The following is a 19,144-nucleotide window of genomic DNA, read 5'->3' as shown; positions in this document are numbered from 1 at the left end:
CACGACCACCCGCACGGCACCCGTGGCGCCGGTCGCGGCCCGGCCGGTGGAATTTCGGCCGGGCGAGGAAAGGAGTTTCGATGCGGATGTCCCCGAGCCAGGCGGAGTTCACGGCCCGCCGCCGTCGGGTGGGCACCCGGGTGCTGCGCTTCGGCCGCCCGGGCCGGCGGCGCGATGTGGTGCCTCGCTCGGGCGCCGCGCCCCTAGCGTTGCCGGAACACGGAAAGACCCAGGAGCAGTGATGAATTTCCCATACCACACAGAGGATTTCGACCGGGACGCTCGCGAGGATCCGGCGCGCGACACCGCTGCCGAGCTGCCGTGGCGTGACGGAAGCGGACGGGCGGCAGGTTCCGGCCGGTTCTCGGGTGTATTGCCCGTGCCCCCGGTGTCCACTTCGGAAACCGGCTGACCCCTCCGGAAAAAGCTCCGATCCGGCGAGGTTCCCTCTCCTTCACCCACCCCCCACTCGCCGGGTCGGGTTCCTTGCCGGTCCGGCGGGCGCTTCCCTCCCACATCCCCCCGCACCCGCCGGACCGGTCAAGGGTTTTTCGTCACCGGGGACCAGAAGTCCAGGGGGAGGTGGCCGGCGGCGAGGCCCTCGTCGTCGAGCAGGTGGCCCATGAGCTTGATCCCGCGCAGGGTCACGGCGCGGTCGACGATCTCCAGCCACGGCAGCTTGGCCGCCAGGGACCCCTCCAGTGGCAGCAGGTCGTGCTGGGAACCCAGCCACACCACCAGCATCAGGTTCGCCGCCCCGCTGAGGGCGGCGCACATGCGCACCTGCGGCAGCATCGCGAGCGAGCGCGCGGTCGTCTCGAGCTTGTCGGGCGGCACGCGCAGCCACAGCATCGCCGTGACGGGTGCGGGGGACAGGGGCCGCGCGATCTCGCAGCGCAGGCGGACGGCGCCGCGGGCCAGCAGGGCGTCGAGGCGGCGCCGGACGGTGCTCGCGCCCATGCCCAGCTCCACCGCCAGCGAAGCGGCCGACGCCCGGGCGTCCTCGCCGAGAGCCAGGATCAGTGCGCGGTCGAGCTCGCCGAAGCGCAGTGGTCCGGACGACCGCGCAGCGGGCGACACCAGAGCCTCCCGCTCACCCGGCGAGATCGCGCGGACGCGCCACCGGCTGCCCTCGGTGAACAGCCGTGGCGACACCACCGTGCGCGTCGCCGTGATGCCCGGCAGCGCCGACAAGTGGTGCAGCACGTAGTCGGAGATCGCGCGGAGTGTTGGCGCCACGAGGTGGATGTGCAGGTCGCAGTGCCCGGCCAGGTACTCGACCGTCGCCACGTGCGGGTCGGCCGCGAGGCGCTGCGCCACCGCCATAGCCGAGCCCGGCGCGCAGTCGATCTCCACGAACGCCAGCGCCAGCTGCGCCACCAGCTCGCCGCCCGGGTACGCGGTGAGCCAGGCCTGCCCGCGCGACACCAAAGTCTCCCAACGGCGCGCGGCCGTCACGGCACCGATGCCCAGCGCCTGGCCCAGCACGGCCCACGTCGCACGCGGCCGGGTCTGCAGCGCGTCGAGGAGTTTGAGGTCGCTCTCGCTCAACATGGCCGATCCTTCGTCCGCGCGGCGCCGATTTGGCGGATTCCTGCGATCCGGGCGGCAGGAGCGTTCGACACTCGCATCATCTTCGGGCCAGCATATGTCGATGTTCCAGCGAGGGAGACCCATGTCCTTGCACTCCGACGCCGCAGCCCTGCGCCCCGACCTCGTCGCGCTCCGCCGATCACTGCACCGCACCCCCGAGATCGGCCTCGACCTGCCCCGCACCCAGGAAAAAGTGCTCCAGGCACTCGACGGCCTCGGCCTCGAGCTGAGCCTCGGCCGCGACCTGTCCTCCGTGACCGCCGTGCTGCGCGGCGGCGGGGGGCCCGGCGGCACCGTGCTGCTGCGCGGCGACATGGACGCGCTGCCCGTCACGGAAGCCTCCGGTGAGGAGTTCTCCTCCGAGATCGACGGCGCCATGCACGCGTGCGGCCACGACCTGCACACGGCCGGGCTCGTCGGCGCCGCGCAGCTGCTCGTCTGCCGCCGCGAGCAGCTGGCCGGCGACGTCGTGTTCATGTTCCAGCCCGGCGAAGAAGGCTGCGACGGCGCGAGTTACATGATCGACGAAGGTGTGCTCACCGCCTCGGGCCGTCAGGTCGACGCCGCCTACGGGCTGCACGTTTCGGCCTCGCGCCACGCGCGGGGCCTGTTCACCTGCCGGCCCGGGCCGCTCATGGCCGCGTCCGACGCGGTGAAGGTGCGCGTGGTCGGCGCCGGCGGCCACGGTTCGGCGCCCGAGGCTTCGCGGGACCCCATCCCGGCCGCGTGTGAGATGGTCACCGCTCTCCAGACCCGCATGACCCGGGCGTTCGGCGCGTTCGAGCCGGTGGTGCTCACCGTCGGCAGCTTCCACGCCGGCACCCGCCGCAACGTGATCCCGGACGACGCGGTGTTCGAGGCGACCGTGCGCTCGTTCGACCCGGAGGTGCGCGAGCGCATCCGCACGCAGGTCGTGCGCGTGTGCGAGGGCATCGCCGCCGCGCACGGCCTGGACGTCGAGATCACCTACGACGCCGAGTACCCCGTGCTCGTGAACCACGACGCCGGCCACGAGTTCATCGCCGGCACCGTGCGCGAAGTGTTCGGCGAGGAACGGTTCGAGCTGCTCGAAGAGCCGATGACGGGGTCGGAGGACTTCTCCCGGGTGCTCGGGAAGGTGCCGGGCGCGTTCGTGTTCCTCGGCGCGTCGCGGTCGGACGATCCGGTCACCGCGCCCAACAACCACTCGCCACGCGCCGCGTTCGACGACTCGGTGCTCGCCGACGGCGCGACCCTGCTGGCCGAGCTGGCGTGCCGGCAGCTCGCGGTCCTGGCAGCGTGATCACATGCGCAGCTACCACCTCCCCCGATCATCCCGGTGATCGCGCTGGTCCTCATGCCGTTCCTGCCGTTCGTCAACTCCACCGGGCTGTGGCTCGGCCTGCCGAAGATGCTGGTGTGGGGCGCTTTCTGGTGCCTCATGTTCACCCCGGCCCTGGTGCTGAGCGAGCGCATGATGGCGCGCGCGGGAGCGGGTGACGACTGATGATCCTCACCTTCACCCTCGTTGGCATCGTCCTCATCGGCGTGCTCGGCTTCGTCGGGCGCCGCAAGCCCGCGGCGGACCTGAGCGAGTGGACCGTCGGCGGCCGCAAGTTCGGCGCGCTCACGATGTGGTTCCTGCAGGCCGGGGAGGTGTTCACCACCTTCACGTTCCTGGGCATGGCGGGGCTCGCGTTCTCCGGTGGTGTGGCGGCGATGTACGCGCTGCCGTACGTGCCGATCGCCTACGTGGTCCTGTTCTTCCTGGCCAAACGCCTGTGGCGGATGGGCAAGGAGCGCGGCTACCTCACGCAGGGCGATTTCCTCGAGGACCGCTTCTCCAGCAAGTTCCTCGGCACGCTTTCGGCCGTGCTCGGCGTGATCTTCGTGCTGCCCTACCTGCAGTTGCAGATCACCGGCCTCGGCCTGATCGTGCGGCTGGTGACCGGCGACGCGGCGTCGGGCACCCTGAGCATGGTGCTGGGCAGCGTGCTCATCGTCGCGTTCGTGCTGTGGGCCGGGCTGCGGGGCGTGGCCGCGACGTCGTACTTCAAGGACGCGATCATGCTCGTGGTCCTCGTGGTGCTGATCATCGCGGTGCCCGCGCACTTCGCCGGCGGCGTCTCGGGCGTGTTCCACAAGATCGAGCAGCTGCACCCGGAGAAGCTCTTCGTCCACGCCGGCGCCAACGACCACACGTGGTTCATCACCAGCATGCTCGTGAGCGCGATCGGCGTCGGCCTCATGACGCTGCCGCACTCGTGGCCCGCGCTGATGGCCGCGCGCGACCCGAAGGTGCTGCGGCGCAACTACACGTGGATGCCGATCTACGAGCTGTGCCTGCTGCTGCCGATGATCATCGGGTTCGCCGCGATCTTGGTGGTGGACAAGACCAGCGACCCCAACGGCGTGCTCCTGACCCTGAGCAAGGACGCGCTGCCGGGCTGGGTCACGGGCCTGGTCGTCGTGGCGGCCACGGCCACCGCGATGGTGCCCGCGGCCGGCATCCTCATCGGCATCTCGTCGCTGGTGGCCCGCAACATCGCGCGGGTGCGCGGGGAGCGCAAGCAGTTCTGGATCAACCACGGCACGGTCGTGCTCGCGAGCGCGCTCGCGTTGGTGCTCGGCATCTTCCGGCCCGATCTGCTCGCGAACCTGCTGCTGCTCACGTACTCCGGTTCGGTGCAGCTCGCGCCGGCCAACCTGCTGGGCTTCCTCAAGAAGGTGCCGGTCGGCAAGGGTCCGGTGCTCGCCGGGCTGATCGCCGGCGAGATCGTGGTGATCTGGCTGACGTTCTTCGACACCAAGTTCGCCGGCACCGTGAACGTCGGCCTGATCGGGCTCGCGGCCAACGTCGTGGTGCTCGCCGTGGCCGCCGGCATCGAGCGTGCCGTGACGCGGCCCGGTGTTCCCGTGAAGACAGGAGAACCGGTATGACCCGCACGGTGTTCAGCGGCGGCTCGGTGTTCGACGGCACCGGCAGCGCCCCCGCCCCGGCCGACGTGGTGGTGGAGGACGGCCGGATCGTCGAGGTCGGCTCCGGCCTCGACGGCGATCGTTCCGTCGACTGCACCGGCGCGACGCTGCTGCCCGGCCTGTTCGACTGCCACGTGCACGTGACGGTGTCGGACCTCGGATTGCTGCCGCGTGTGCAGAAGCCGTTCTCGTACCAGTTCTACGAGGCCGCCCGAAACCTTTGGACCACGCTCAAGCTCGGCATCACGACCGTGCGCGACGCGGCCGGCGCCGACCTCGGCATCAAGCAGGCCGTGGCCGACGGGCTGATCCCCGGGCCGCGGCTGCAGATCGCCATCGGCCTGATCAGCCCCACCGGCGGCCACGGTGACGGCTGGATGCCTTCGGGCCACTGCGTTCCGCTGACGCTGCCCCACCCCGGCCGTCCCGACGCGACGGCCGACGGCCCGGACGAGATGCGCCGCGTGGCCCGGACGCTCTTGCGGGCCGGCGCGGACGTGCTGAAGGTCTGCACCACCGGCGGCGTCCTGTCGCCCCGCGACGACCCGCGGCACTCGCAGTTCACACTGGAGGAGCTCGACGTCCTCGTCACCGAGGCCCAGATGCAGGGCCGCGCCGTGATGGCCCACGCCCAGGGCGCAGAGGGCATCAAGAACGCCGTGCGCGCCGGCATCCGCTCCATCGAGCACGGCATCTACCTCGACGACGAGGCCATCGAGCTCATGCTGGCCCGCGGCACCTGGCTCGTGCCGACGCTGGTGGCGCCGGTGAACGTGATCCGCGCGGCCGCTGCGGGTGCCTCGCTGCCGGATGCCGTGGTGCAGAAGGCGAAGGAGGTCGCGGAGGTCCACGCCGATTCGGTGCGCCGGGCGGTTGCCGCGGGCGTGCGGATCGCGATGGGGACCGACAGCGGCGTGGGTCCCCACGGGACGAACCTGGAGGAGCTGGAGCTGATGCGCTCGTGCGGCATGAGCCCGGCCGACGTGCTCGTGGCGACGACGTCGTCGGCCGCCCGGCTGCTCGGGATGGACGGTGAGCTGGGCCGGCTCGCGCCGGGCCATCGCGCGGATGTCGTGGTGGTGGCCGGGGATCCGTACGACTTCGCGAACCTGGCGGCCAATGTCCGCGAGGTCTGGCAGGACGGCGTGCGGGCGGTCTGACGCGTCTGTGGTGCTCCGGTTCTTCCGGGAGCCCGAGCACCACGGCATGCCATGCTCGGCTGATGACCATGAGCAGAGTCCCGGCTTGGGACGGGTTCCACAACACTCGGGATCTCGGCGGCTTGCCCACGACCTCAGGCCGCACGACCCGCCACGGCGCGTTCTTCCGCTCGGGCGACCTCCGGTTCGTCACGGCCGAGGGCTGGGCCCGGGCGCACGAGGGCGGCGTGCGGACCGTGATCGATCTGCGCAACGCCGACGAGATCACCGCCGCGGAATCCCACGCCGGTTCGGCGCAGTTCGCCGGCGCGGCGGGCGTCACCACGCCGGCCGGCCTCGAGCGCGTCGAAGTACCGCTCGACGACGTCGCCGACGTGGCGTTCTGGGAGTATGTCAACGACGAGCAGCTCGACGGCAGCCCGCTCTACTACCGCCCCTTCCTCGAACGCAAAGCCGAGCGCTGCGCCGCCGTCGTCACCGCGCTCGGCCGATCCGGGCCGGGCGGTGTCGTGTTCCACTGCGGCGCGGGTCGCGACCGGACCGGCCTCGTCGCCCTTCTGCTCCTGGCTCTCGCCGACGTCGAACCCGCCGCCATCGCCGCGGACTACGACCTGTCCACCGAAGCCGTGAAGCCGCTGTTCGCCGCGCTGGGCAAGGAGGATCAGGGGCCGCTCATCAAGACCTTCCTCGCGAACCGCGGTACCACGGTTCGAGGCGCGCTCTTGGCCGTGCTCGACGGCTTCGACGCCGAGCGATACCTCCTCGACGCCGGCGTCAGCAGCGCCGACCTCGCGGCGATCCGCCACCGGCTCCTCGGCTAGAACGCGCCGAGTCCCACCGGCACGCCCAGCCCGGTCGGGCCGTCCCAGCCAGGGCCGGCGGAGCAGACCACGGGCTTGAACTGCGCGCAGTCGGCGGGGCCGTGCTGGGCGTTGGAGCCGGACGAGACGTCGGCGAGGGTGCCGAGAGGGGCGCTGTACAAGGTGTTCGGACCGTCCACACCGGACAGTCGGCCGCCGCGGGCGTAAAGGCCGGCGACGAAAGGCGAGGCGGCGCTGGTGCCGCCGACGATGAGCCAGCCGGCTTTGCCGTTGTTCGGTGCGTAGGACCGGTAGACGGCGACGCCGGTGAGCGGATCGGCGACCGCGGAGACGTCGGAGCCCGCGCGATGGCCCGAGCAGTTGGCGGCGATGCCGGCCGGCTGGCCTTGCGCGGGACCTAGATCGAGCGCGCAGCCGCTGCCGGCGCCGACCCAGCGCTGCTGTTCGCCGTGCGGAGCGAACAGGCTGCCCCAGGCCTTCTGCACGAACGAGCCGCCGGCGCCGCTCAGCGACGTGCCACCGACCGACGTGACCCACGGCAGTTCCTGCGGCCACAGCTGCGGCCCGCCGAGATAGCCCTTGTCGCCCGACGCGGCGACCACGGCCATGCCCGGGTGGTGCAGCGCCACGGCGGGCGCACCGGTGCCGAGGTAGTCGCCCTGCAGGCCGGTGGGCACGCCGTAGCTCATGCTCACGGCGCTCGAATGTTGGCTCGCCGCGTAGCTCACGGCCGTGCCGAAGTCGTCGGCGAGCAGGCCCGGCAGCTGCAGCAGCACGGCGTTGAGCAGGCGCCCGACGTCCATCGGGATCTGGACCATCGTGATGCGGCACATCGGGCACGCGGCGGAGGCGAGGTCGACGTCGAGCGCGGTCTCGGTGGCGTAGGCCTCCTCGATCTCGCCGAGCCCGCCGACGGGCTTGAGCGCCGGGCCGCCGTGGTAGTCGGCGATCTTGAGGCAGCCGTTGGCCGTGGTGCACTCGGGCAGGCCGAACTGGCTGCGGTAGGTCGTGAGGTCCGCCTCCAGCGTCGGGTACGCGCCGATGCCGACGATCGTCACCATGCCGCGTTCGCCGGTCTTCGCGTCCGGCAGGTGGTAGGCCCGCGCCAGATCGGCGGGCGAGAACCCGGCCGGCGCCGGGGTGGTGAGGGGATCGGCCGACGCCTTGTCGCGCGTGACGACGTTCGTCAGGCAGCCGAGGTCCACCTGGTGCCCCTGCACGACACCGGTGCACGAGTCGGCGACCCCGTGGCCCTGCCCGAGCGTCCCCGCGCGGACGGCCTGCGCGACCTGAGCCGTCGCGACGTCCGGCGGCGTGGCGGTGGCGGATGCGGCGTCAGGCGGCGTCGCCGTGGCGGGTGCGGCAAGCGGAACAGCGACGACCACGGCCAGCACGAGCGCCCGACCCAGCTTCATGCCCACTCCCCTCGGCGGCGACCTCCTCAGGCCTACACCGCCCGGCCGCATACGGCAGGAGCGAACGCGTCCTCGCACCCGCACGAGTGAACCGTCACCGGCCGAAGGTGACCGCGGCCCGGATCGTGGCGGGGCTTTCGTGCGCAGCTCGGGGTCGGGCGCCGCGCGGAGGGCGCCGTTGACCGTCGCGAACGCCGGCCGCAGCGCGATCCACGTGGTGGCGTCGAAGATCTCGCGGTCGTCCAGACCGGCGATGCGCAGCTGGGCCACGTCGACGGCGGTTCGGCCCTCAGCGCCGCGATCACCGGGTTCTGTCGGGGTGGCCGATGGAATGGACATGGGCGCGCCCCCTTGGGAGGCGGTTTCCACGGGTGGTTGCAACACAGCTGCTGGTCGGTGGTGAGTGACTGTGTCCTGCGTTCGGCGGGGCTGTCCCAGCCCAGGGTCATGCGAGGCTGGTTGTTGAGCTCGAACGCAAACGCGTCCAGGTGCTCGGTGTGGACCGGCAGATCGGTGCTCTTGGGCAGATGCGGTCGATGCTGAATGCGCCCGGTCCGCGGCCAGGTTGCGGCTTCTCGACATCACCACCGGGACCTCAACCGGCGCGGCGGCAAACAACCCCCCGATCACTCAGGTGTTGCAACCGCCCCCAGAAACCGCCGACGACGGGGTTTGTCTGGTCCGGGGGACTGTCCGATGTCCTCAGTGTGCGTGAGAGTCCCACCAACCGAGCACCCTCGTCGCGTGGAAGGTGAGCCACTTCGACGGTTTCCCGGCCGGCGCGTCGATCTCGAACCAGACTTCGCCGGGGTGGCGCCGGGCCTGCAGCCAGGTGCCGTCGGGTTGCTGGGCCGCGCGGATGAGGTCGAGGGCTTCGGCCATCCGCGGATCCGGGGTGGTGCCGTCGAACAGTGCGGCGGCGCGGAAGTAGTCGGCGGCGTTGAGGACGTCGTAGAACCAGCGGAACGGGTAGCTGAAGTGTCCAACCCACGGCGCGATCGGCTCACCCGTCGACAGCCGACGGAAGAGGCTGCGGGACAACAGGTATTCCTCGCCGCCGCGGCGCGCGTCAGCGGCGGAGCCCACGGGATCGCCGGCCTTCTCGTGGTCCAGCAAGGCCTTCAGCGCGTTGAGGGTCGAGTGGACGGACGAGCGCTCGGCCCCCTCGACCCAGAGGCAGTTCCAGCCGTCGTCGGGCAGGCGGTGCTCGACGAACCAGTCGGCGATGCCGTGGACGTCCGCGCCCAGCCAGAGGCCGTTGGACAGCGTCCACGAGTTGATGCAGACGTCGACCTCGCCGTCCCAGTAGGGCAGGTTCTCGTACTCCCACCGGCTGTTGCGCTCCAGCAGCTCGGCCGTGCCGCTGAGCACCGACGCGTCGAGGCCCCAGTCGCGCAGCGCGTTGAGCGACCACGTGGTCGCGGTCCACGGCTGGCCGTCTTCCGGCGAGCCCTTGAACCCGGCCGGGAAGAACGCGCCGCCGGCCCACTGGCCGTCCGGGTCCTGCAGTGCGAGCAGCCGTGCGCCGAAGCCCTCCGTGGCGACGCGGGCGCGCGTCGCTTCCCAGACCTCCGGCGGCGAGCCCGCCAGGTCGCGTTCGACCTGCCAGCGCAGTGCCGGGTCGGAGTCGAGCAGCCACGCGAGCACCTCAGCCATGGCCCGGACTCTACGGGTGCCTCATCCCGAAGTCAGCCCGTGGCGGTAGGCGTAGCCGACGGCCTGCGCCCGGTCGCGCGCGCCGATCTTGCCCAGGATCCGGTTGATGTGGGTCTTCACGGTGGCCTTGGCGACGAAGAGCCGCTGCGCGATCTCGGTGTTGGACAGGCCGTCGGCGATCAACGTGAGCACGTCCACTTCGCGTGGCGTCAGGCCGTCGGGTGCTTCGGTGGACGGCGGGCGGGGCGCGCCGGACGTGAGCGCGTCCACGAGGTGGTGTTGCACCGCAGGGTCGATCACGGCGGCACCTTGCGTCACCTGGCTCAGTGCGCGCCGGATGTCGTCGGCGCCGGCGTTTTTCGTGAGGTAGCCCCGGGCGCCGGCCTGCAACGCGTCGAGCACGGACTTGTCGTCGGCGTAGGTGGTCAGCGCCACGACTTGCACGTCACGGTCGCGGGCGCGGATGCGGCGCGTGGCCTCGATCCCGTCGCAGCGCGGCATGCGCAGGTCCATCAGCACGACGTCGGGCTTCAGCTGCCCGGCCAGCCTGAGTACCTCATCACCGTCGGCCGCGGTGCCGACGACCTCGACGCCGGGCAGCAGCCCGAGCAGCATCGACAGGCCGTCGCGCACCACGCGCTGGTCGTCGGCCACCAGCACGCGGATCACGCCGGCGCCCACAGGCTCACCCGGAACCCCGTGCCGGTCGGCGCGGCGTCGAGCTGCCCGCCCAGCAGCTCGGCGCGTTCGCGCATGCCGCTCACGCCGTAGCCGTGGTCGCCAGGCTCCGCACCCGGGCGGCCGAGGTCCTCGACGGTCAGCAGCGTGCCGCCCGGTTCGTAGCTCAGCAGCAGGTTCACGCGCTCGGCGTCGGCGTGCTTGCGGACGTTGGTCAGCGCCTCCTGCGCCACCCGGTACAGCGTCAGCCGCGTCTGCGCGGCCAGCTCCGGCGCCTGCCCGCTCACGGTGACCTCGCACGGGATCCCGGTGTCGCGTTCGAACTCCGCCGCCAGCACCGGCAGCCGCTCCGGGCCAGGCAGGTCCTCGCCCCGCAGCGCGCCGATCGCCTGGCGCGCCTCGGCGAGCCCGCTCTGCGCGAGCTGGTGGGCGCGTTCCACGGTGTCGGTCAGCCGCGGGTCGGATCCACTGTGGACGGACAGCAGCCGGGCTCCTTCGAGGTGCAGCAGCAGGCCGGACAGCGAGTGGGCGAGCACGTCGTGCATCTCGCGCGCGAGCCGCTGCCGCTCGGCGAGCGCCGCCGCGCGGACCTGGGCCGCGCGGGTCTGTTCGAGCTCTTCCGTGCGTTCGCGCAGCTTCCGCATGTAGACGCCCAGGCGGTAGAACGCCAGCATGCCGAGCGCGCTCAGCAGCGTCGGCACAGCCTCGTGGCGCGCGCCGAACAGGCTCGCCGCCACGAGCGTCGCCACGACCAGGCCGACGACGATCCCGCCCCTGCGCGGGTCCAGCCGCGCGGATGCCGTGGCCGCCAGCAGGAACCCGCCGAAGAACCCCGTGCCGTTGGGCTCGAGCCACACGAGCGTCACGGAGCTGGCCAGCACGAGGAGGAACAAGCCGATCTCGATCGGCGCCGGCAGCCGCCACTGCTGCACGCCGTACATCAGCATCGCCCCGCCGAGCAGCACGCCGAGCAGGCCGAGCAGCACCCCGAGGCCCTGGCCGTGCAGCGCGGGGTGTGGTTCGGACTTCGCCGCGAGCCACGTGAGCAGCACCAGGATGAGCACCGAGACCAGCCGCTGCACGCGGTGGTCGGCGCTGTTCACGGGTGCGTCGGACACCCGGCCGACGATATCGGCGCGGCGCGCGGGAGTCGTCAACCCTCGGGTGTAGATCCCCGGACCACGACCGCACCGCGGCCATACTGTCCGCCATGACCACGACCGAGAAGAGCGAGGAACGGCACGCATCCTGGCTCGAGCTGTTCTTCGACCTGGTGGCCGTGGCCGGGGTCGCGCAGCTGGCGCACCTGGTGCACGGCAGCACGTCCTGGGGCGACGTCGGGCTGTACGCGGTGTGCTTCCTGGCTTTCTGGACGGCGTGGATGTGCTTCACGGTCTACGGGAACGTCGCGAAGGGCGCCGCCCACACGATGCCGGTGCTGCTGGCGATGGCCGGCCTCGCGTTCATGGCCGCGTCGGTGGAGGACATCCACGGCAGCCACGCGAAGGTGTTCGCCATCGCCTACATCGCGGTGCGCGCCCTGGCCTCCGCGTGTGGGAGAGCCGGCGCGGCGGCGTACGCGTGATCGTCGACTGGCCGGTGGCGCAGCTGGGCTTCGGCGTGGTGCCGTGGGTGGTGTCGCTCTGGGTCGACTCACCGTGGCGCTACGGCCTGTGGGCGCTGGGGCTGGCGCTCGACCTGGTGATCACGTTCGCGGTCTCGGGCGACCGGCTGGTCGCCAACATCACCGCCAAGCTCGCGCACCGCGAGGGCCCCGTCCAGCGCCCGACGCCGGCCCGCCTCGACACCGTCCACTTCGGCGAACGGCTGGGCCTGTTCACGATCATCGTGCTCGGCGAAGGCGTCCTCACCGTCACCGATGCGATGGCGTCGACACCCGAGTGGCGCGCCCGCCTGTTCTTCACGGTGATCGCCGCGCTGGCCCTGCTCGCGACGCTGTGGGGCACCGCGCTCAACCAGGGCTTCGGCGGCATTCCCTACCTGGCCGCCGACGCGCTCGGGCCCCGGCTGCTGCTGCCTCTGCATTGCCGGGTCGCCGGCCTGCTGGCCGCGTTCGCGGGGGCGCTGGGCGATGCCGTCGAGTCCGTGTCGGACGGCCACGTCGAGACCGCCACGCGCTGGCTGCTGTGCGGCTGCATCGCGGCGTTCGCGGTGATCGGCTCGCTGGCGGGTCACGCGGCGGGCCGCGGCGTCCGGTGGGCGGTCGTGACGGCGATCCCGGGCCTGGCGATCCCGCTGGCGCTGGGTCTGGCGGGCGAGCGGATGGCGCCGGGGGTGTTCCTGTGGCTGCTGGTCGTGGCGGCGGGCGCCGGGCTGCTGCGGCGTCGATCCGCGAAGCCGGCGGCCGCGTAGACCCGTAGGTGGAGAAGGATTTCCCACCCTGGCGCCGACGCGGTGAAGGTGCGCCGAAGGCCACGCTGAGCAGGTCCGCGTCACCGAAGGGGAGGACCTGCCCGTGAAACCCGAACTGCTGCGCCGACTGCTGCCGAGCCTCGTGCTGAACATCGCGCTGCCGCTGGTCGTGTACGTGCTGCTGAAGCCCGTCGTGGGGAGTGAGGTGGTGGCGCTGGCGATCTCCGCGGCCATCCCGCTGCTCGTCACGGTGGGCGAGTTCGCCGTCCGCCGGCGGCTGGATCCGGTCGGGGTGGTGGCGATCGCGGGGTTCGTGGTGATGCTCGTGGTCCTGGGGCTCACCGGCGGCAACGAGCTCGTGCTGAAGCTGCAGGACTCTGTGCTCACCGGACCGGTGGGGATCGTGCTGCTCGGCTCGGCGGTGGCCGGGAAACCCTTGCTGCTCCTGGTTCTCCGGTTCACCGGCCGTCCCGTGCCGGCGCCGGGCCAACGCCGGGGGATCACCGTGATGACCGCCCTGCTCGGCGGGGTGCTCACGCTGCACGCGGCGGTGCTGCTGGTGCTGGCGATCTCCCTGCCGACCACGACGTTCCTGGCCGTGGGCAAGCCTGTCGGCTACGCCGTGATCGGCGCCGGGCTGCTGGCGATGTTCGTCTACCGCAACCGGCTGCGTGCGGCGTGAGCGAGCCGTGGGTCGTGCGGGTACGCGGAGGACAAGCGGCTCTTCGCCGACCCACGGCTGGAGCCGCTGCCCGCGCGTGACCCGGCCGAGCACCGGCGGATGCGCCGCCTGCTCAGCGGTGCCTTCGCGGCCCGGCGGCTGGCCGTGCTCCGCGACGACGTCGAGGCGCTGGCCGAGCGGCTCCTCGCGGAACTGCCCAGCCCGCCGGTCGATTTCCAGGCGGCTTTTTCGGATCCGTTCCCCGCGTTGGTGATCCGTCGGCTGCTCGGCGCTCCGCCCGGGGAAGACCTGGCCGACGTCGCTCGCTTCAAGCTCGACCACCCGGCGGACGATCTGCTCTCCGAGCTCGTCCGCGAAGTCCCGCCCGTCGAAGCCGCCCGGTACGCGACGCTGCTGCTCTATTCCTCTACGCGGGCCACGTCACCACCACGACCGCGATCGACAAGGGTGTCGTGCTGCTCGACAGCCATCCCGCGCAACGCGCCGCCGTCTGGGCCGATCCCGCGCTGGTGCCCGGCGCCGTCGAAGAGATCCTCCGGTTTCCCCTGCACCCGCCGCGAGGTGGCCGCCCCCGCCGGGCCAAGGCCGGGTTCGCCGTCGGCGATCACCGCGTCGACGCGGGCGACCTCGTCTTGCTCAGCGCGGTGGCGGCGAACCTCGACGAGACGGCGTTCCCGGATCCGCGCGAGTTCGACGTTCGCCGCGACGCCACCGGTCACCTCGCGTTCGGCCACGGCCCGTCCTACTGCCTCGGCGCACCGCTGGCCCGGCTGGAGCTGCAGGCGGTCTTCACGGCCGTGCCGCGGCTGCTGCCGGACCTGCACCTCGCCGTGGCGGCCGAAGAGCTGCGGCTGCGCGCCGACCTCGGGCACACGGCGTTCGCCGAGCTGCCCGTGACGTGGTGAACGGTCAGGCCTGCGCCGACGCGAGCAGCTCGCGCAGCGCGGCCGCGAACTTCGGCGCGTTGCGTTGCGGCGCCAGGTGCGCGCCGGGGACCTCGACGAACGGCAGGCCCAGCTCGAGCGCCAGGATCTTCGCCGGCTGGTAGTGGTAGCGGCCGCGGCTGGCTTCGCCGGCGACGGGCACGATCTCGGTGCTCGCGCGGCGCAGGGCGCGCAGGTCCGGCAGGTAGTCGAAGAACTCGGCGAGCTCGCGGTCGAACAAGCGCAGCCAGTCGGCCTCGTTCGGCAGGCGCAGGTTGGGCAGATCGGGCAGCGCCGCGCCCGCGATCCCGTCGGCGAAGCGGGTGACGGCGCCCATCAAATCACCCGAACGGGCCAGCCGGATCTGGTCGTTCGCGGCTTCGAGCCAGCCCGTGGCGTCGGGCATCAGCTGCACCGCGGGCGGTTCGTGCGCGACGAGCACCGACACCCGATCGGGGTGGCGCGCCACGAGGTCGAGGCCGATCTGCGCGCCGGCGCTGGTGCCGAACACGGGGATCGGGCCGGCGCCGACGTGGTCGAGCACCGCCAGCGCGTCGTCCGCCTGGAGCGAAACCGGCACCGGACCCGTGGTGGTGTCGGTGCTGGCGAAGTGGCCGCGCCGGTCGTAGGTGACCACGGTGTGGTCCGTCTGCAGTTGCTTGACGAGCGCGCGCAGCGAGTCCGCGCCGCCGGTGCCCCCGGGAATGAGCAGCAGCATCGGGCCCTCGCCACCGATGCGGACGGCGAGCTCGCCCTCCGCGACCGGGCAGCGGCTTTCCGAGATCATGCCTTGAAGTCAAGCACAACTGCCGTCGCCGAGGCGGCGCAGGATCGCCTCCGCGTCGGCCACGATCCCCTCGATCAGGTCCGCCACCGAAGGCAGGTCGCGCAGCAGCCCGACGACCTGCCCGGACGCCAGCACGCCGGCCGCCGGGTCGCCCTCGACGAGGCCCGCGCGCAGCAGCATCGGCGTGTTGGCGGCCATCAGCACCTGCGCCCGCGTTGGCCCGCTTGTGCGCAGCCGCAGGCCCTCGCGCACGAGCGCGGCCCACGAAAGCCCGCTCGACCGGCGGAACCGGGCGGCGTTCGCGGCGGCGCGCGCGAACCCGGCGAGCCGGCCGGACTTCTCCAGCGCGTCGACGAGTCCGGTGCGCAGGACGCGGTGCGGGAGGCCGTCGACCTTGCGCGTGACGACGGTGCCGGTGAGGTCGTGGTCCAGGTACAGCTGCTTCACGGCGTCGGGAACGGTGCTTTCGCGCGTGAGCAGGAACCGGGTGCCCATCGCGATCCCGGCCGCGCCATACGCCAGCGCGGCCGCCAGACCCCGGCCGTCGAAGAAACCGCCCGCGGCGACCACGGGGATGTCGACGGCGTCGAGCACGGCCGGCAGCAGCAGCGTCGTGGCGACGCCGCCGGGTGTGCCCGCCGCCTTCGCCGCACTGCACGACGACGGCGTCGGCGCCCCAGGCCGCGACCTTCTCCGCGTGCCGGGCGGCGCCGACCGACGGCAGGACGACCACGCCGTGGTCCTTGAGCTTGGTGATCAGCTCCCGTTGCGGGGCCAGCGCGAAGGACGCGCCTTTCACACTCTCGGTGATCAGCAGCTCGGCACGCCGTGCGGCGTCTTCGGCGTCGGCGCGGAGGTTGACGCCGAACGGGTTTTCGGTGCGGGACCGGGTTTCCTTGATCGCGGCGGCCAGCTCGTCGTAGGTCATGGTGGCGGAGGCGAGGATGCCGAGGCCGCCGGCTTCGGCTGTCGCGCAGACGAGCCGGGGGCCCGCGACCCAGCCCATGCCGGTCTGGACGACGGGGTGGCGGACGCCGACGAGGCCGGTCAGCGCGGTTCTCACGACGGAACTTCCTTGTCGCGCAGGGACTTCGGGTCCGGCACTTCGCGCAGCAGCCGGAGTTCGTCGTCGCTGGGCGCGCGCGTCTGGTCGGTGCCGGAGGTGTCGAGCGGGAACGACGTCGCCGCGGTGACGTCCTCGACGGCGACCCCGGGGTGCACGGAAAGCAGGCGCGGCGCATGGTCGGTGCCGCCGAAGTCGAGCACACCCAGATTGGTCACCACGCGGTACACGTCGTGGTACGGCAGGGCCTCGGCCCGCGCGTAGCCGACGCCCGACACCACGTCCACGCGGTCGACGAACACGCGCCGGCTGTGGCGCGGCACCCAGTAGCTCGTGCGGTGGTTCACGGTGTTGCCGGGCCCGCCGCGTACGCCGAGAAGCTGCTTCGCCGGCTTCGTGTGCGGGCCGATGGCGGAGATATTCTGGTTTGCCTTCGCAGTCGAGCTGGTTCGCGCCCATCACGACGTGCCGTTTTCCGTGCGGGACCACGGTGTCGAGCACCTTGCGGAACGGCTGCCAGCCTTCGACGACGCCGTCGGCGGTGACGAGGGCGGCCTCACCGTCGGCGAGCAGCAGGTCGGGCTCGAACGTCAGCCGCGCCAGTTTCGCGCCCAGCGCCGGGATGAAACCCATGGGGCTGACCAGGATCTCGCCGTCGCCGCGGAACAGCTCCGCGCAGGCGATCACGGCGTACTCGGCCCGCGTCACGTCGGTCATGCGGCTTCCTTGGCGAAATGGGCCGCTTCACGCTGGTACTGGGCTTCGTCGCCGGAGAGGAACCGGTCGGCGAACGCCGGCCACCGATCCAGGTCCTTGGCCGAGACCACGTAGTGGCGCTGGAAGTTCTCGTCGCGGCCGTAGTCGGGCGCGGCGCTGGTGAAGTGCGCGCCGTGCGGGGTTTCGACGACGCCGTGCACGCTCGCGCGGTTCAGTAGCAGGCTCTGCAGGGGTGCGGCGGACAGCTCCGCAGTGGGGACAACGCGTTCGGTGGCGACGTAACAGCGGTCGGCGGCGAGGGCGAACAGTTCGTCGAAGTACGGGTTGGGGCCGAGGTACCGGGCGTTACCGCGGGCGTCGGCGCGGTTGAGGTGGACGAGGGCGACGTCGAGCTTGAGCGCGGGGACGGCCAGGCGTTCCTCTCCGTCGGCGTAGGGGGAGTGGATCGTGCGCAGGTGCGGGTTCAACGGCACGACATCGGAGCCGCGGCCGGCTCGGGTCGGCAGGAACGGAAGCCGTTGTGCCGCGGCGGAAGGCCGGTGCCGAGCACACCTTCGTCGTATTCCGCCACCTCGAACGCGCCGGGTTGGCGGGCGCGGGTGAACCATTGGGTCGTACGGGATGGAGTCGAGCGTGACGAACCCGAAGACCAGCCGGCGGATCTTTGCCCGCGGCGGCGAGGAGGCCGACGTCCGGGCCGCCGTAGGAGAAGACGGTGAGGTTCTGTAGCGGCGAGCGCAGGATCGCGCGCACGAACGCCATCGGCTTGCGCCGCGAACCCCAGCCGCCGAGGCCGACGGTCATGCCGTCGCGCAGATCGGCGACCACCTCGTCGGCCGTCATCCGCTTGTCGCTCAAGGCTTTCTCCTCCGTCGAGGAACTGCTGACGGGCGGCGCCGGACACGCCGGCGAGGTTGAGCTGGAAGGTGAAGCCCGGCTCGAAGCGGCAGCCGCGGTGCACGGGCTGCACGTCGATGCCGTTGATGGCCTGCTTCGCGGCGCGGATCACGCGGGTGTCCTTCGCGGCGATCCTCCGGGCGAGGGCTGTCGCGTCGAGCTCTTCGCGGGGTACGACCGCGTACACGGAACCGTGGTGGTGAAGCTGCTTCGCGGAGATCGTTCGGCGGTGCAGTACAGCGCACGCATGAGGTGCTGCGGGACGAGCCGCGCGAGGTGTGTGGCCGCGCCGAGCGCGCCGCGGTCGACTTCCGGCAGGCCGAACTCGGCGTCTTCGCTGGCCACGACGACGTCGGCATTGCCCACCAGCCCGACCCCGCCGCCGAGGCAGAACCCTTGTACGGCAGCGATCACCGGCACTGCGCAGTCGTAGACAGCGGAGAACTCGGCGGCGCAGCCCTCGTTCGCGCCGATGAGCGCGGTGTGGCCGGGGTCGCGCTGGATCTCGTTGATGTCGACGCCGGCGTTGAAGCCGCGGCCCTCGGCGCGCAGCACCACGACGTGGGTTTCGGGATCGCGGCCCGCGTTGGTGACGGCTTCGGCCAGGGCGAACCAGCCGCTCACGGTGAGTGCGTTGACCGGCAGGGCGGCCACCGTCACCACGGCGACGCGGTGTTCCGTGACGTGGGCGCGCGGGTCGTCGTGTGCGCGCGAAGCGGTGCCGGCCCGGATTTCGTGCGCTGCGACGTGCGTGAGCCGGCGGAGGTGACGCGGCTGGTTTCTTTCGTGGTGACGGAGTACGGCCGGCTCGACGTGCTGGTGAACAACTCAGGGGGAGCGCCGTTCGCGGACACGGCCACGGCATCGGCGCGGTTCCACGAGAAGGTGGTCGCGTTGAACCTGCTGGCACCGCTGGGGGTGGCGCAGGCGGCGATCGCCGTGATGCAGCAGCAGGAAACCGGCGGGGTGATCGTGAACGTGAGCAGTGTCAGTGCGACACGGCCTTCGCCCCGGACGGCGGCGTATGGGGCGGCGAAGGCGGGGCTCGACAACCTGACGGCGACGTTGGCGGTGGAGTGGGCGCCGAAGGTGCGGGTGAACGCGCTCGACGTGGGGATGGTGGGGACCTTGCCTTCGCTTTGTGACCCCTCGGTTGCCGCGACCGTGCCGTTGGGGCGGCTGGCGACGCCGGCGGAGGTGGGGGCGTGTGCGGTGTTACGGGGCGGGTGTTCGAAGTGGACGGTGGCCGCGTGTCCCTCGCGGACGGCTGGCGCCACGGCCCGTCGCGCGACAAGGGTGCGCGCTGGGCGCCGGCCGAGCTGGGCCCGGTGGTGGCTTCGTTGCTGGCCTCGGCGCCTTCACCTGAACCGGTGTACGGCGCTTGAGCTCGTTTTGTCGGTGGCGCGTGCTTGACTCTTTCG

17 protein-coding genes and 5 pseudogenes are annotated in these 19,144 nt (G+C 72.0%); 11 read left to right on the top strand and 11 right to left on the bottom strand.

Annotated elements, in window-relative coordinates; translation table 11 throughout:
* The first annotated feature begins 80 nt into the window (after window positions 1–80).
* Complete coding sequence (locus tag QRX50_RS44360; protein ID WP_285969047.1) at window positions 81–242, top strand: hypothetical protein; 162 nt, start codon at window positions 81–83, stop codon at window positions 240–242.
* A gap of 298 nt (window positions 243–540) precedes the next feature.
* Here the strand turns inward: QRX50_RS44360 and QRX50_RS44355 are convergent, their stop codons facing one another.
* Window positions 541–1,554, bottom strand: a complete 1,014-nt coding sequence (locus tag QRX50_RS44355; protein WP_285969046.1) for an Lrp/AsnC family transcriptional regulator — start codon at window positions 1,552–1,554, stop codon at window positions 541–543.
* A 121-nt stretch (window positions 1,555–1,675) separates the two neighbouring features.
* Here QRX50_RS44355 and QRX50_RS44350 point away from each other — a divergent pair, with 121 nt between their 5' ends.
* From QRX50_RS44350 to QRX50_RS44330, 5 genes are all read left to right on the top strand, one after another.
* Window positions 1,676–2,875 carry a M20 metallopeptidase family protein gene (locus tag QRX50_RS44350; protein WP_285969045.1) on the top strand — a complete coding sequence of 400 codons (1,200 nt, stop codon included), beginning with the start codon at window positions 1,676–1,678 and terminating at the stop codon, window positions 2,873–2,875.
* Between the two features lie 36 nt (window positions 2,876–2,911).
* Window positions 2,912–3,079, top strand: coding sequence for a hypothetical protein (locus tag QRX50_RS44345; RefSeq protein ID WP_285969044.1), 168 nt, complete (start codon window positions 2,912–2,914; stop codon window positions 3,077–3,079).
* On the top strand, window positions 3,079–4,512 hold the full coding sequence (locus QRX50_RS44340) for a sodium:solute symporter family protein (RefSeq protein ID WP_285969043.1): 1,434 nt from the start codon (window positions 3,079–3,081) through the stop codon (window positions 4,510–4,512). Before QRX50_RS44345 ends, QRX50_RS44340 begins: the two co-directional genes overlap by 1 nt.
* The gene (locus QRX50_RS44335; RefSeq protein ID WP_285969042.1) at window positions 4,509–5,711 is read left to right on the top strand and encodes a metal-dependent hydrolase family protein; all 1,203 of its coding nucleotides are present in this window, start codon (window positions 4,509–4,511) and stop codon (window positions 5,709–5,711) included. Before QRX50_RS44340 ends, QRX50_RS44335 begins: the two co-directional genes overlap by 4 nt.
* 62 nt (window positions 5,712–5,773) lie before the next feature.
* The gene (locus QRX50_RS44330) at window positions 5,774–6,532 is read left to right on the top strand and encodes a tyrosine-protein phosphatase (protein WP_285969041.1); all 759 of its coding nucleotides are present in this window, start codon (window positions 5,774–5,776) and stop codon (window positions 6,530–6,532) included.
* Here the strand turns inward: QRX50_RS44330 and QRX50_RS44325 are convergent.
* The 5 genes and pseudogenes from QRX50_RS44325 to QRX50_RS44305 all read right to left on the bottom strand — a co-directional run bounded on the left by QRX50_RS44325 (window position 6,529) and on the right by QRX50_RS44305 (window position 11,399).
* Window positions 6,529–8,286 carry a S8 family serine peptidase gene (locus QRX50_RS44325; RefSeq protein ID WP_285969040.1) on the bottom strand — a complete coding sequence of 586 codons (1,758 nt, stop codon included), beginning with the start codon at window positions 8,284–8,286 and terminating at the stop codon, window positions 6,529–6,531. The genes QRX50_RS44330 and QRX50_RS44325 overlap by 4 nt on opposite strands.
* 59 nt (window positions 8,287–8,345) lie before the next feature.
* Window positions 8,346–8,483: pseudogene (locus tag QRX50_RS44320) on the bottom strand (IS30 family transposase); the annotation flags it as partial.
* Between the two features lie 166 nt (window positions 8,484–8,649).
* Entirely contained in the window at window positions 8,650–9,603 is a 954-nt protein-coding gene (locus tag QRX50_RS44315; RefSeq protein WP_285969039.1) for a squalene cyclase, read from the bottom strand.
* 21 nt (window positions 9,604–9,624) lie between these two features.
* A complete protein-coding gene (locus QRX50_RS44310) occupies window positions 9,625–10,218 on the bottom strand; it encodes a response regulator (RefSeq protein WP_285974721.1) in 594 nt (197 codons plus the stop codon).
* A gap of 50 nt (window positions 10,219–10,268) precedes the next feature.
* The gene (locus QRX50_RS44305) at window positions 10,269–11,399 is read right to left on the bottom strand and encodes a sensor histidine kinase (RefSeq protein WP_285969038.1); all 1,131 of its coding nucleotides are present in this window, start codon (window positions 11,397–11,399) and stop codon (window positions 10,269–10,271) included.
* 92 nt (window positions 11,400–11,491) lie between these two features.
* Between QRX50_RS44305 and QRX50_RS44300 the strand changes: the two genes are divergently transcribed.
* The 4 genes from QRX50_RS44300 (at window position 11,492) to QRX50_RS44285 (ending at window position 14,241) form a co-directional block, all read left to right on the top strand.
* A complete protein-coding gene (locus QRX50_RS44300) occupies window positions 11,492–11,866 on the top strand; it encodes a low temperature requirement protein A (RefSeq protein WP_285969037.1) in 375 nt (124 codons plus the stop codon).
* Window positions 11,863–12,654: a low temperature requirement protein A gene (locus tag QRX50_RS44295; RefSeq protein WP_285969036.1), complete on the top strand. Its 792-nt coding sequence runs from the start codon at window positions 11,863–11,865 to the stop codon at window positions 12,652–12,654. The genes QRX50_RS44300 and QRX50_RS44295 overlap by 4 nt, the downstream gene beginning before the upstream one ends.
* A 103-nt stretch (window positions 12,655–12,757) precedes the next feature.
* A complete protein-coding gene (locus QRX50_RS44290) occupies window positions 12,758–13,336 on the top strand; it encodes a VC0807 family protein (protein WP_285969035.1) in 579 nt (192 codons plus the stop codon).
* A gap of 452 nt (window positions 13,337–13,788) precedes the next feature.
* Complete coding sequence (locus QRX50_RS44285; protein ID WP_285969034.1) at window positions 13,789–14,241, top strand: cytochrome P450; 453 nt, start codon at window positions 13,789–13,791, stop codon at window positions 14,239–14,241.
* Window positions 14,242–14,245: 4 nt separating this feature from the next.
* On the opposite strand, the gene QRX50_RS44280 is transcribed toward QRX50_RS44285, so the two are convergent.
* The 5 genes and pseudogenes from QRX50_RS44280 to QRX50_RS44260 all read right to left on the bottom strand — a co-directional run.
* Window positions 14,246–15,046 carry an alpha/beta fold hydrolase gene (locus tag QRX50_RS44280; protein ID WP_285969033.1) on the bottom strand — a complete coding sequence of 267 codons (801 nt, stop codon included), beginning with the start codon at window positions 15,044–15,046 and terminating at the stop codon, window positions 14,246–14,248.
* A gap of 9 nt (window positions 15,047–15,055) precedes the next feature.
* Window positions 15,056–16,109 (bottom strand): annotated as a pseudogene (locus QRX50_RS44275) (NAD(P)H-dependent flavin oxidoreductase).
* Window positions 16,106–16,826 (bottom strand): annotated as a pseudogene (locus QRX50_RS44270) (CoA-transferase). Before QRX50_RS44270 ends, QRX50_RS44275 begins: the two co-directional pseudogenes overlap by 4 nt.
* Window positions 16,823–17,684, bottom strand: a pseudogene (locus QRX50_RS44265) (CoA transferase subunit A). Before QRX50_RS44265 ends, QRX50_RS44270 begins: the two co-directional pseudogenes overlap by 4 nt.
* Before the next feature lie 10 nt (window positions 17,685–17,694).
* A pseudogene (locus QRX50_RS44260) lies at window positions 17,695–18,386 on the bottom strand (enoyl-CoA hydratase family protein); the annotation flags it as partial.
* Between the two features lie 9 nt (window positions 18,387–18,395).
* On the opposite strand from QRX50_RS44260, the gene QRX50_RS44255 reads away from it, so the two are divergent.
* Window positions 18,396–19,136, top strand: a complete 741-nt coding sequence (locus QRX50_RS44255) for an SDR family oxidoreductase (RefSeq protein ID WP_285974720.1) — start codon at window positions 18,396–18,398, stop codon at window positions 19,134–19,136.
* The last annotated feature ends 8 nt before the right edge of the window (window positions 19,137–19,144 follow it).

The organism is Amycolatopsis sp. 2-15, from assembly GCF_030285625.1.
GTDB lineage: Bacteria > Actinomycetota > Actinomycetes > Mycobacteriales > Pseudonocardiaceae > Amycolatopsis > Amycolatopsis carbonis.
Note: the sequence above shows the minus strand (reverse complement) of the source record. Positions and strands in the feature narration are given on the sequence as shown.

Coding starts and splice junctions, on each gene's coding strand:
- QRX50_RS44330 (WP_285969041.1), top strand. CDS start 5,774: ATGACCATGAGCAGAGTCCCGGCTTGGGACGGGTTCCACAACACTCGG.
- QRX50_RS44355 (WP_285969046.1), bottom strand. CDS start 1,554: ATGTTGAGCGAGAGCGACCTCAAACTCCTCGACGCGCTGCAGACCCGG.
- QRX50_RS44335 (WP_285969042.1), top strand. CDS start 4,509: ATGACCCGCACGGTGTTCAGCGGCGGCTCGGTGTTCGACGGCACCGGC.
- QRX50_RS44350 (WP_285969045.1), top strand. CDS start 1,676: ATGTCCTTGCACTCCGACGCCGCAGCCCTGCGCCCCGACCTCGTCGCG.
- QRX50_RS44315 (WP_285969039.1), bottom strand. CDS start 9,603: ATGGCTGAGGTGCTCGCGTGGCTGCTCGACTCCGACCCGGCACTGCGC.
- QRX50_RS44340 (WP_285969043.1), top strand. CDS start 3,079: ATGATCCTCACCTTCACCCTCGTTGGCATCGTCCTCATCGGCGTGCTC.
- QRX50_RS44360 (WP_285969047.1), top strand. CDS start 81: ATGCGGATGTCCCCGAGCCAGGCGGAGTTCACGGCCCGCCGCCGTCGG.
- QRX50_RS44325 (WP_285969040.1), bottom strand. CDS start 8,286: ATGTCCATTCCATCGGCCACCCCGACAGAACCCGGTGATCGCGGCGCT.
- QRX50_RS44280 (WP_285969033.1), bottom strand. CDS start 15,046: ATGATCTCGGAAAGCCGCTGCCCGGTCGCGGAGGGCGAGCTCGCCGTC.
- QRX50_RS44310 (WP_285974721.1), bottom strand. CDS start 10,218: ATGCTGCTCGGGCTGCTGCCCGGCGTCGAGGTCGTCGGCACCGCGGCC.
- QRX50_RS44300 (WP_285969037.1), top strand. CDS start 11,492: ATGACCACGACCGAGAAGAGCGAGGAACGGCACGCATCCTGGCTCGAG.